Origin of the sequence: Streptomyces sp. NPDC048442 (assembly GCF_040651475.1) — a bacterium.
Taxonomy (GTDB): domain Bacteria; phylum Actinomycetota; class Actinomycetes; order Streptomycetales; family Streptomycetaceae; genus Streptomyces.
The window spans coordinates 241,223-252,347 of the sequence record NZ_JBEZKB010000005.1; the positions used below are offsets into that span (position 1 = coordinate 241,223).

At 70.3% G+C, this 11,125-nt stretch carries 10 protein-coding genes; 6 read left to right on the forward strand and 4 right to left on the reverse strand.

What is annotated here, in order from left to right; translation table 11 throughout:
* The first annotated feature begins 165 nt into the window (after nt 1-165).
* Complete coding sequence (locus tag AB0D18_RS10600) at nt 166-1,164, forward strand: TerC family protein (RefSeq protein WP_362415104.1); 999 nt, start codon at nt 166-168, stop codon at nt 1,162-1,164.
* 162 nt (nt 1,165-1,326) lie between these two features.
* On the opposite strand, the gene AB0D18_RS10605 is transcribed toward AB0D18_RS10600, so the two are convergent.
* The 3 genes from AB0D18_RS10605 to AB0D18_RS10615 form a co-directional block, all read right to left on the reverse strand.
* Nucleotides 1,327-2,355 carry a carcinine hydrolase/isopenicillin-N N-acyltransferase family protein gene (locus tag AB0D18_RS10605; protein ID WP_362415105.1) on the reverse strand — a complete coding sequence of 343 codons (1,029 nt, stop codon included), beginning with the start codon at nt 2,353-2,355 and terminating at the stop codon, nt 1,327-1,329.
* Between the two features lie 122 nt (nt 2,356-2,477).
* Nucleotides 2,478-3,134: an MBL fold metallo-hydrolase gene (locus AB0D18_RS10610; RefSeq protein WP_362415106.1), complete on the reverse strand. Its 657-nt coding sequence runs from the start codon at nt 3,132-3,134 to the stop codon at nt 2,478-2,480.
* A 22-nt stretch (nt 3,135-3,156) separates the two neighbouring features.
* Nucleotides 3,157-3,843: a maleylpyruvate isomerase family mycothiol-dependent enzyme gene (locus tag AB0D18_RS10615; RefSeq protein WP_362415108.1), complete on the reverse strand. Its 687-nt coding sequence runs from the start codon at nt 3,841-3,843 to the stop codon at nt 3,157-3,159.
* Nucleotides 3,844-4,095: 252 nt separating this feature from the next.
* Between AB0D18_RS10615 and uvrA the strand changes: the two genes are divergently transcribed.
* From uvrA to AB0D18_RS10630, 3 genes are all read left to right on the forward strand, one after another.
* A complete protein-coding gene (uvrA, locus tag AB0D18_RS10620) occupies nt 4,096-7,164 on the forward strand; it encodes an excinuclease ABC subunit UvrA (RefSeq protein WP_362415110.1) in 3,069 nt (1,022 codons plus the stop codon).
* 158 nt (nt 7,165-7,322) lie between these two features.
* Nucleotides 7,323-7,478: a hypothetical protein gene (locus AB0D18_RS10625; RefSeq protein ID WP_362415112.1), complete on the forward strand. Its 156-nt coding sequence runs from the start codon at nt 7,323-7,325 to the stop codon at nt 7,476-7,478.
* 243 nt (nt 7,479-7,721) lie between these two features.
* On the forward strand, nt 7,722-8,153 hold the full coding sequence (locus AB0D18_RS10630; protein ID WP_362415114.1) for a Rieske (2Fe-2S) protein: 432 nt from the start codon (nt 7,722-7,724) through the stop codon (nt 8,151-8,153).
* An 80-nt stretch (nt 8,154-8,233) separates the two neighbouring features.
* Here the strand turns inward: AB0D18_RS10630 and AB0D18_RS10635 are convergent, their stop codons facing one another.
* Complete coding sequence (locus tag AB0D18_RS10635) at nt 8,234-9,232, reverse strand: hypothetical protein (RefSeq protein WP_362415116.1); 999 nt, start codon at nt 9,230-9,232, stop codon at nt 8,234-8,236.
* A 236-nt stretch (nt 9,233-9,468) separates the two neighbouring features.
* Here AB0D18_RS10635 and AB0D18_RS10640 point away from each other — a divergent pair, with 236 nt between their 5' ends.
* Nucleotides 9,469-10,119, forward strand: coding sequence for a papain-like cysteine protease family protein (locus AB0D18_RS10640; RefSeq protein ID WP_362415118.1), 651 nt, complete (start codon nt 9,469-9,471; stop codon nt 10,117-10,119).
* Nucleotides 10,120-10,123: 4 nt separating this feature from the next.
* Entirely contained in the window at nt 10,124-11,062 is a 939-nt protein-coding gene (locus AB0D18_RS10645; RefSeq protein ID WP_362415120.1) for a hypothetical protein, read from the forward strand.
* The last annotated feature ends 63 nt before the right edge of the window (nt 11,063-11,125 follow it).

Sequence of the window (11,125 nt, forward strand, 5' to 3'; positions counted from 1 at the left end):
GGCAGCGGAGGGGAGTACTCCCGGCCTGCGATGTTCCCGTCAATACGGACCGCCATCGGTCCCGGGGCATCGGCCCGTTGCACGCCACAGAGCGGCTCGGGTGGAAGAGACCTCCGGCAGCGACGACGCTGATTCGAGTAGCCGTAGCTATCTGCCGGAGGCGCAGTGGACGTTTCAATGACCATGTGGGTCCTCACCATCCTGGGGCTCGCAGCCCTGATCGGTGTCGACTTCTTCATCGGGCGCAAGCCCCACGACGTATCGATCAAGGAAGCGGGTATCTGGACGGGCGTCTGGATCGCGCTGGCCATCCTCTTCGGGCTCGGCCTGCTGCTGTTCGGCGAGAGCCAGGCGTCCGGCGAGTTCTTCGCGGGCTTCATCACCGAGAAGTCGCTGAGCGTCGACAACCTCTTCGTCTTCGTCCTGATCATGGCGAAGTTCTCGGTCCCCTCCCACCTGCAACAGCGGGTGCTGCTGGTCGGCGTACTGATCGCACTGGTCCTGCGGGCGATCTTCATCGCCGCCGGCGCCGCGGTCATCGCCAACTTCTCGTGGGTCTTCTACATCTTCGGCGCGTTCCTGATCTACACCGCCTGGAAGCTCATCCAGGAGGCGCGCGCAGGTGAAGAGGAGGAGGAGTTCGAGGAGAACCGCCTGCTCAAGAAGATCGAGACCAAGTTCGGCGTCGCCGACCAGTACCACGGCACCAAGCTCTTCATCCAGAAGAACGGCAAGCGGATCCTGACGCCGCTGATGGTCGTGATGCTCGCCATCGGCATGACGGACGTGCTGTTCGCGCTGGACTCGATCCCGGCGATCTTCGGCCTCACCCAGGACCCGTACATCGTCTTCACCGCGAACGCGTTCGCGCTGATGGGTCTGCGCCAGCTGTACTTCCTGATCGGCGGCCTGCTCAAGAAGCTGGTCCACCTCAGCTACGGGCTCTCCGTCATCCTCGGCTTCATCGGCGTCAAGCTGGTGCTGCACGCCCTGCACGAGGGCGGAGTGGACGTCCCCGAGATCTCCATCCCGTTCTCGCTCTCCGTCATCTGCGGCGTCCTGGTGATCACCACGATCACCAGCCTCATCGCCAACAAGAAGACCGAGAAGCGGGAGGCGGCCGAGGCCGCCGGGAAGTCCGACAAGGCCCCGATCGACTCCTGACCCCCACAGGTCTCCGGGCAACGGTGGTGGAAGCGGCGTACGGGCCGCCTCCACCACCGTTTTCGTACCTGCCTCTTCCACCACCGTTTTCGTACCTGCCGCTTCCACCACCCCTTTTCGTACCTGCCGCCCGTGCTCCGGGAGCGCACCCCGGCGGGCGGCTCATTCCATGGGCAGTGTGAACTCGTGCCGCGTCCCCCAGCGCTGCCCCGTCACCAGCGTGACCCTGCCGCTCTTCAGGCCGTACACGACGGACCACTGGGTGTGCGCCTGGGCGACGGTGCGCAGCAGCCCGAAGGACCGGTCAGGACCGAGCACGCCCCGCGCCCCGTTGAGGATCCTGGCGGCCGCGCCGTAACGGCGGTCGGCCGGCCGCTCGGCCGCCGGGGTGTGGGCGAAGGTGAAGTTGACGGCGCCGTTCCACGGCTGCCTGCCGCGCTCGGCGACCACGACCCTGCCGCCGACGAGCTCCACCACGGCGGAGTCGCCGGTCGCGTCGGCGAGGAAGTAGTGCAGCGGCGGGCTGTCGGTGAAGTCGATCTCGTACCGGTCGAAGAGCTTCAGGGCCTCGGCGACGGTGGCGGCCTTGTCGAGGGCGATCCGCAGGATGCGCGTGCTGCCCACCTTCGTACGCCCCTTGGGCCCTTCGGCCCGGTCGACGGAGGCGAAGCCGGCCGCGAGTCCCTTGCTGTTCATTCCGTCGAAGGGCAGCAACGGGGCCTGGAGGAGCCCCCGTTGGGTCCGCGGGTTCTCGAAGTCCGCGTTCTGCCGCAGCCCGAGGTAGCTGGTGTCCACGACGGACACCGAGGCGTACCCGTCCGGCGGGTCGGTGAACAGCAGCAGGGCCGGGCCGTGCTGCCAGTCGAAGTTCCGGGCGAACTGCGGGTCGGCGCGGTTGCCGTTCGCGAAGAAGAGCGAGCAGCCGAAGCCCGCGTCGGGAGGAACGGTGGGGGAGACGGCCTGCTGCTCGCGGTGGTACGCCCCTTCGAACCGCAGCTGCCACAGCGGATGGTCGTCCACTTTACGGAGCGACTTCAGCTTCGCCGCGTCCTGTGCGGACAGGGGCCCGGAAGCCGCTGTTCGCGTCGGAACAGTGGGCCGTACCGGAGTTGACTCGTCCGTGCACCCCGAGAGCAGAACGGCCAGTGCGAGGAACGAGGCGGTGACAGCGGCGGCCCGGGACGTCTTCATGGCGCGGCCCTCCCTTTTCCCGTCCACTCTCCCCGAGGAGGGCGGACGTCCGGGAGGGCCGTGCGGTCACGACTGGGTGAAGGGTCCGGGCGACCTTTCCCGAGAGGCAGCTCTCGCGAGGACTACCAGCCCCGACCGCGCCACTCGGCGAGGTGCGGGCGCTCGGCGCCGAGCGTGGTGTCGTCACCGTGGCCCGGGTAGACCCACGACTCGTCCGGCAGGCGGCCGAAGATCTTCTCCTCGACGTCGTCGAGCAGCGACACGAACGCCGCCGCGTCGCCGGACGTGTTGCCCACCCCGCCGGGGAAGAGACAGTCGCCGGTGAAGACGTGCGGGTGGCCGTGCGGGTCGTCGTAGACGAGGACGATGCTGCCCGGGGTGTGGCCGACGATGTGCCGCGCGGTCAGCTCCACGCTCCCCACCCGCACCGTGTCCCCGTCCTCAAGAGGCACGTCGGTCGCGACGGGGATGCCCTCCGCGTCGTACCGCCCGGCGAAGGTGCGTGCACCGGTGACCGCCACGACCTCTTCGAGGGCCTGCCAGTGGTCGTCGTGCCGGTGGGTGGTGACGACGGAAGCGACGGAGTCCTCACCGATCAGCGACAGCAGCGTGTGCGGCTCCGCAGCAGCGTCGATCAGCAGCTGCTCGCCGGTGTCCCGGCAGCGCAGCAGGTAAGCGTTGTTGTTCATCGACCCGACCGCGACCTTCGAGATCATCAGGTCCTTGAGCTCGTGCACATCCGCCGGTCCGCCGACCTTCACCACTCCGCTGTACGTCATACCGCGCACCCTATAGCGGCAGCTACAGCGGCGGCAGTACGGGGAGGGGGCCCCCGACGGCCGTCAGCGCGGCGCCGTCGCGGCGGCCGGAGAGCCACCCCAGGAGGTCGGCGGCGCTGCCCGTCACAGTGACGGTGACGTCCCCGCCGCGGCCGGTGGTCCACTGCCGTCCGTCGGCGGCGGTGAGGTTGGTGGCGGCCACGCCCGCGTTCCCCGAGAAGCGGTCCGCGAGGAAGGCGCACTCGCGCCCGGTGAACTCCTCGGAGAGGTCTTCCAGCTCGTACCCGATCCCCAGGTCGACGTGGTGCAGCTCGACCTCGATCAGCCGGCGGAACGGCACCCGTGACGCCGAGTCGGTCACGCCGTTGCGCAGCTCCACGGTGCGGCCCCAGTCGGCGCGCTCCTCGGTCGCCTGCCGGAAGCGCTCCGCCATCGTACGCACGTCGTCCAGCTGTACGCCGAGGGGGCGCGGGGCGTCGCGCGCGATGTCGGCGTCACGGGCCTCGGCGCTCCCGTACATGGGGCGGCCCGCGAGGACGTTGAGCAGGGCGTCGGCATTGCGGGCCAGGTGGGCCAGTACGTGGCCGCGGCTCCAGCCGGGCAGCCGTGACGGTTCGGCGACGGCGGCGTTGTCCAGCTTGGCGGCGGAGGCGAGCAGACGGTCGGTCGCGGCGTCCAGCAGGGCCAGATCGTGTACGTGATCACTCATGGGGCCGACGATATGCGGCTGCCTCCGGCCCCGGCCACTCGTTCGGGTGAAGACGGCAGGCGAAGTCCGAGAATCGAATGTACGTGCTATACGCTCGATGGGAACAACGGAACCTCAGGCATCCTTGAAACAACAGCAGGCATCCTCAGGACAACGCTGCACGGACCCCCCTAGGCTGAGATGCCGAATCCGGCCGACCGCCGGACCGGGGCCCCAGCACCCTGCTTCTTCTCCAGAAAGGTGCGAACCGGCGTGGCCGACCGTCTCATCGTTCGTGGCGCTCGCGAGCACAACCTCAAGAACGTCTCGCTCGACCTCCCCCGCGACTCCCTGATCGTCTTCACGGGGCTCTCCGGCTCGGGCAAGTCCTCCCTCGCGTTCGACACGATCTTCGCCGAGGGGCAGCGCCGGTACGTCGAGTCGCTCTCCTCGTACGCACGGCAGTTCCTCGGCCAGATGGACAAGCCGGACGTGGACTTCATCGAAGGCCTGTCGCCCGCCGTCTCCATCGACCAGAAGTCGACCTCGCGCAACCCGCGCTCGACGGTCGGCACCATCACGGAGGTCTACGACTACCTCCGCCTGCTCTTCGCCCGCATCGGCAAGCCGCACTGCCCCGAGTGCGGCCGGCCGATCTCCCGGCAGTCGCCGCAGGCCATCGTCGACAAGGTCCTGGAGCTGCCCGAGGGCAGCCGCTTCCAGGTGCTGTCGCCGCTGGTGCGCGAGCGCAAGGGCGAGTTCGTCGACCTGTTCGCCGAACTCCAGACCAAGGGCTACAGCCGTGCCCGGGTCGACGGCGAGACGATCCAGCTGTCCGAGCCGCCGACGCTCAAGAAGCAGGAGAAGCACACCGTCGAGGTGGTCATCGACCGCCTCACCGTCAAGGAGAGCGCCAAGCGGCGTCTCACCGACTCCGTGGAGACCGCCCTCGGGCTCTCCGGCGGCACGGTCATCCTCGACTTCGTCGACCTCGACGCGGACGACCCCGACCGTGAGCGGATGTACTCCGAGCACCTCTACTGCACCTACGACGACCTGTCGTTCGAGGAGCTGGAGCCCCGCTCGTTCTCCTTCAACTCGCCCTTCGGCGCCTGCCCCGACTGCTCCGGCATCGGTACGCGCATGGAGGTCGACCCCGAGCTGATCGTCCCCGACCCGGACAAGTCCCTCGACGAGGGCGCCATCCACCCCTGGTCGCACGGACACACCAAGGACTACTTCGCCCGCCTGGTCAACGCCCTGGCGAGCGAGCTCGGCTTCAGCACCGACATGGCGTGGGCGGGACTGCCGCAGCGCGCCAAGAAGGCCCTCCTGCAGGGTCACAAGACGCAGATCGAGGTCCGCTACCGCAACCGGTACGGCCGCGAGCGCGCCTACACCACCTCCTTCGAGGGCGCGGTGCCGTTCGTGAAGCGGCGCCATTCGGAGTCCGACAGCGACTCCAGCCGGGAGCGCTTCGAGGGCTACATGCGCGAGGTCCCCTGCCCCACCTGTGAGGGCACCCGCCTCAAGCCGCTCATCCTCGCGGTCACGGTGATGGGGAAGTCCATCGCCGAGGTCTCCTCGATGTCGATCAGCGAGTGCGCGGACTTCCTTCTGCAGCTCACCCTGAACGACCGCGACAAGAAGATCGCCGAGCGTGTCCTCAAAGAGGTCAACGAACGCCTGCGCTTCCTCGTGGACGTCGGCCTCGACTACCTGTCGCTGAACCGCCCGGCGGGCTCCCTCTCCGGCGGCGAGGCACAGCGCATCCGGCTCGCCACCCAGATCGGCTCCGGCCTGGTCGGCGTGCTGTACGTCCTGGACGAGCCGTCCATCGGCCTGCACCAGCGCGACAACCACCGCCTCATCGAGACGCTGGTGCGGCTGCGCGACATGGGCAACACCCTGATCGTCGTCGAGCACGACGAGGACACGATGAAGGTCGCCGACTGGATCGTCGACATCGGCCCCGGCGCCGGCGAGCACGGCGGCAAGGTGGTCCACAGCGGCTCCATGAAGGGCCTGCTGGCCAACAAGGAGTCGATCACCGGCCAGTACCTGTCGGGCAAGCGGGCCATCCCGACCCCGGACGTACGCCGCCCCGTCGACCCGTCGCGCCACCTGACGGTGCACGGCGCCCGGGAGAACAACCTCCAGGACATCGACGTCACCTTCCCGCTGGGTGTCCTCACCGCCGTCACCGGAGTCTCAGGCTCCGGCAAGTCGACGCTGGTCAACGACATCCTCTACACCCACCTGGCACGCGAGCTGAACGGGGCGCGCAGCGTCCCGGGACGGCACACGCGTGTCGAGGGCGACGACCTCCTCGACAAGGTCGTGCACGTCGACCAGTCGCCCATCGGCCGCACCCCGCGCTCCAACCCGGCGACGTACACCGGAGTCTTCGACAAGATCCGCAAGCTGTTCGCGGAGACGACGGAGGCGAAGGTCCGGGGCTACCAGCAGGGCCGGTTCTCCTTCAACGTCAAGGGCGGCCGCTGCGAGAACTGCTCCGGCGACGGCACCATCAAGATCGAGATGAACTTCCTGCCGGACGTCTACGTCCCGTGCGAGGTGTGCCACGGCGCCCGCTACAACCGCGAGACGCTCGAAGTGCACTACAAGGGCAAGAACATCGCCGAGGTGCTCAACATGCCGATCGAGGAGGCCCTCGGCTTCTTCGAGCCGGTCACCTCCATCGCCCGCTACCTGCAGACCCTCAACGAGGTCGGCCTCGGGTACGTACGCCTGGGCCAGGCCGCCACGACGCTCTCCGGCGGCGAGGCACAGCGGGTCAAGCTGGCCGCGGAGCTGCAGAAGCGGTCCTCCGGGCGGAGCGTCTACATCCTCGACGAGCCGACCACCGGTCTGCACTTCGAGGACATCAGCAAGCTCATCAAGATCCTGGACGGTCTGGTCGACAAGGGGAACTCGGTGATCGTCATCGAGCACAACCTTGACGTCATCAAGACCGCGGACTGGGTCGTCGACATGGGCCCCGAGGGCGGAAAGGGCGGCGGCCTGGTCGTCGCCGAGGGCACCCCGGAGGAGGTGGCGGGGGTCGCCGCCAGCCACACCGGCAAGTTCCTGCGGGACATCCTCGACCCCAGCCGGATCAGCGACGCGAGCCCGGCGGCGCCGAGGAAGAAGGCCCCGGCGCGGAAGGCGGCGACCAGGACGGTGGCGGCCACGAAGACAGCGGCCACGAAGACGGTGTCCAAGAAGACCGTCGCGGCGAAGTCGGCCGCCCCGGCTGCGAAGAAGGCCGTCGCGAAGAAGGCCGTGGCCAAGAAAGCCGCCCCGGCCAAGAAGACGGCGGCACGGGCCCGCAAGGCCTGAGAGCAGTCGGTCGTACGAGTCGGCAGTACCGCCGTACAGGAGTCCCGCGATGCGGGAGATGCGGGCCGGACCCCTGGTGGGTCCGGCCCGCACTGCGTGTCCCGGCCGCCGCTCACAGGCCGACCCGAGGGGTCCGCCTCGTGAAAGGCACACGGGGGATGCACAGACGCGGCGCTGCGACCGCCCTTGCCGCCGACCGGGCGCCCGTCCCCGGCGACGAAGGACTCGGCTCCCTCGTGTTCCACTCCGGCGGCCCCGGCGCGTCCGGGCTGACCACCCTGGCCGAGGCACCGGAGGTGGTGCAGGGCGTGTAGGCGGCTGGTGCCGCCGTTGCCGCCGCCCTGTGGGCAGCGGGGCCGCCCAGGGGGCGGAACGGGTGGGCACAGGGCGGGCGGCCCCCGGCGGAGCCGCCCCCCTTGCTCCCGCATGCGCTCGCCCCTGAAGGCGATCGAACCCGCGCCCGGTTCGTCCAAGACCCACAGGTATCGTCGGTCCCGCACCGCGCACCCGCGACAGCGCCCCGCCGCACCGCCCGCACCGCACCCGTGGAGACCCCCATGTCCGGCAGCCCGTCCGCCGCCCGCCGTACCGTCCTCAAGGGCGCCGCACTCGCCGGGGCCGCCGGGCTCGGCGTCGCCGCCTGCTCCACCGAGTCCAAGCTCGGGCATGCCGAGAACCCGACCCCCACCGCCCCGGTCCCCCTCGGCGACGCGGCGGCCGTGCCGGTCGGCGGGTCCAAGCTGTACCGCGAGCAGCGCCTCGTCGTGAGCTGCCCGGCCAAGGGGGAGTACAAGGCGTTCAGCGCCCAGTGCACCCACGCCGGCTGCGTACTGGACAAGGTCGAGGCGAACGAGGGCAACTGCCCCTGCCACGGCAGCCGCTTCGACACCACCACCGGCAAGGCCCTCAAGGGCCCGGCCACCGCGCCGCTGCCCGCCGTTCCGGTCAAGGTCGAGGGCGGCAAGCTGATCGCGGGCCCGAACGCCTGAGCAGCTCCAGACTCCCCGCAGCTCCAGACTCCCCGGAGCTCCAGACTCCCCGGAGCTCCACGGCTCCCGCAGCGCCTGGGCTACTCCCAGTCCCAGTCCACCCCGAGGATCCCCGGCCGCACCCCCTGCTGCACGAAGTGCACCGTGCCGTGCCGCCCGCTCAGCGTGAGGTCCTGCCGCGCCGTCCTCGGGGCTCCGGCGGTCTCCTGGGTGAAGCGGCGGCACCGCACCGGCAAGGCCGCCTCGTCGAAGTGCACCTGCATCAGGTACTGCCCGCCCGCGAAGCTGAACCCGCGCACGTACTCACTGCTCGGCCCGCCGGTGCCGTCCTCGAAGCCGTACTCGAAGAAGTACGTGTCCCCGGCCCGCAGCCGCGCGTCGAAGAGCAGCTCCGCGACGATCAGCCCGGTCTCCCGGTGCCACCGCACCCGCCCGGTACGGCAGTTCTGCCCGGCCCGCACCCCCACCCGGGACGGGTCGCAGCCCGGGTCGCCGTGGTGCACGGCCAGATAGCGGTCGATGCCGTCCCGGTGCGCCCGCACCACGTGCTGCGAGTCGCGCCCCACCAGCTCCCGGCCGGGCCCGATGCGTACCCGCTCGTGATGGCCGACGGTGTGCAGCCCGCCGTCGACCGGGGACTCCAGCTCGGACAGCAGCCGTTCCACCGAGCCCGACGCCTCCACCAGGGCCCGGTACGCACGGGCCGTCGGCCGTTCCGGCTCGTTCCCCGCGTCCCTCAGCAGCAGCCGGATCAGCGACTCAGGGGGCAGTCTCAGTACGCCTTCCAACTCCCGTACCGCGCGCAGTGACTCGGCCCGCTGCGGGCGCCGCGCGCCCTGTTGCCAGTAGCTCAGGCTGGTCACCCCGACCTTGACGCCCCGGTCCGCCAGATGGTGCTGCACCCGCTGGAGCGGCAGCCCGCGCACCGCGAGCGCCGCCCGCAGCGCCAGATGGAACGGTCCCGTCCGCAGCAACTGTTCCAGGTCGGCGGAGACGGGCGAGAGGGCGTCGGAGACCGGCGAGAGGTCGGCGGGCACCGGCGAGAGGGCGTCGGCTTCCGGCGTCGGGTGTTGCCGCATCACGGCTCCTGACGGTGGCAGTGAACATTCACGGAGGCAGAGCGCACAGGCGTGCCGCCTTCGGTAAAGCGGGCTGGTGGGCGGAGAACGGGCCGTTCACATCCCGGCCACCGCGTTCACAGCACCGCGTCATCCCGCATTCAAGCGTGTTGACCTGCACTCGACAACACCCGATGCTCCTCAGCAGCGTCCGGACGCGCTCCTCCACACCCACCCCCCGCCTCGGGAGGACCGCGATGCGCGATCGAAGCACCACCCATCCCCGAAAGAACCTCAGACGGCTCTCCCCGGCCGTCCTCACCGCAGCGCTGCTGCTCGCTGTCCCCACGGCGACGGCGACCGCCGCACCGGCTCACGACGACCCGGCGGCCCAGAGCCGGCCGGCTGCTGCCCAGGCGCCGCTCCTCGCCGCCAAGCGCCTCAACATCACCATGCAGGCCCAGGAGAAGACCAACTGGTGCTGGGCCGCGAGCGGCAACACCATCGCCACCTGGTTCGGCAAGAACTACAGCCAGAACCAGTTCTGCAACGCCGCCTTCGGCCGCAACCAGAGCACCGTCTGCCCCAACAACCAGGCCACCCTCGGCAACGTCCAGAACGGCCTCTCCTGGGCGGGCATCAACCCCGGCTCGTACGTGACCGGCTGGCTCCGCTACCCGACGGTCCAGACCGAGATATCCGCCGACCGCCCGATCGAGACCCGCATTCAGTGGTCCAGCGGCGGCGGCCACATGCACGTCATCTACGGCTACGACACGGCCAGCAACTGGGTCTACTGGGGCGACCCGTGGAAGAGCAACAGCCGCTACAACTGGGGCTCGCACGACTGGTACGTGAACAACAACGAGTTCTCCTGGACCCACTCGCTCTACAAGATCGGGGCGTGACGCCATGACCTCCCACGGCATGACCTCGCGCGCCATGACCTCCCACGCCTTGACCGGCCACTTCAGATCCGCAGCCGTCGCAGCAGCCGCCGTCACCCTGGTCCTCGGCCTCGCCGGCCAGGCAGGCGCCGACGAGAACCCCGTCGCTCCCGCCCAGAAGGCCGCCGCCCACAAGGCGGCGACCGCCCCCGCCACCCTCGACACCCTGTCCCGCTTCTTCGCCCGCGACGGCGCCGTCGCCCGCAGCGCGGCCGCCCCGCGCGTGCAGGAGGCGACGGTCCCCGTCCACACGCTGTCCGCCGAGTTCGTCGCGGGCAAGAAGGGTGCCCCGGTCTCCCGGCTCGACTTCCTGGCGGCCACCGCCCTCTCCTCGGACGGCCAGAAGGCGTCCCTGTGGATGGCACCGTCACCTCAAGAGGGCGCCGGGACGACGACCGGGACGACCACCGGGAAGACCGTCTGGAAGGTCGTCAACATCGCCACCGGCGACGACGAGACCCGCTACGCCGCGGACGGCGCCCGCAAACTCCCCGGCGGCACCGTCTTCCGCGAACCGCAGACCGACGCCTGGTACGTCCACGACGGCGCGCGCGTGCTGCCCCTGGACGACGACGCGACCCGCGCCGTGGGGGCCAGGGGCACCACCCTCGCCGCGTACCAGAACCGCGTCCACAAGGCGTACGGCGACAAGCTCCCCGGCAGCGCCTACGCGGAGAAGGGCAAGGCGGGCGGTTACGGCGCCCCCGCGGCCGCCCCCGTCCCCGCGGCTGCCCCCGCCCCCGCGGCTGCCCCCGCCGCCGCGCCCACCTCCGCCGTGGCCTCCGCCGCCCCCGACGACGGCACGCAGGCGGTTTCGCTGGCAGCCGGAGGGGTGGCCGCGCTCCTCGCCGCCGCGGGCCTCACCGCCGTACGGCTGCGCCGTCGCCCGGAGGCGCGCGGCTAGCCCTCGCCGCACACACATCACCACACGGCACGTCACCGCGGCGCACGGTGAACAGGTCGGGGT

Excerpts from the sequence above, each read along its gene's own strand:
- AB0D18_RS10610 (WP_362415106.1), bottom strand. The coding sequence starts at position 3,134 with ATGACGTACAGCGGAGTGGTGAAGGTCGGCGGACCGGCGGATGTGCAC.
- AB0D18_RS10630 (WP_362415114.1), top strand. The coding sequence starts at position 7,722 with ATGTCCGGCAGCCCGTCCGCCGCCCGCCGTACCGTCCTCAAGGGCGCC.
- AB0D18_RS10640 (WP_362415118.1), top strand. The coding sequence starts at position 9,469 with ATGCGCGATCGAAGCACCACCCATCCCCGAAAGAACCTCAGACGGCTC.
- AB0D18_RS10605 (WP_362415105.1), bottom strand. The coding sequence starts at position 2,355 with ATGAAGACGTCCCGGGCCGCCGCTGTCACCGCCTCGTTCCTCGCACTG.
- AB0D18_RS10625 (WP_362415112.1), top strand. The coding sequence starts at position 7,323 with ATGCACAGACGCGGCGCTGCGACCGCCCTTGCCGCCGACCGGGCGCCC.
- AB0D18_RS10615 (WP_362415108.1), bottom strand. The coding sequence starts at position 3,843 with ATGAGTGATCACGTACACGATCTGGCCCTGCTGGACGCCGCGACCGAC.
- AB0D18_RS10635 (WP_362415116.1), bottom strand. The coding sequence starts at position 9,232 with ATGCGGCAACACCCGACGCCGGAAGCCGACGCCCTCTCGCCGGTGCCC.
- AB0D18_RS10645 (WP_362415120.1), top strand. The coding sequence starts at position 10,124 with ATGACCTCCCACGGCATGACCTCGCGCGCCATGACCTCCCACGCCTTG.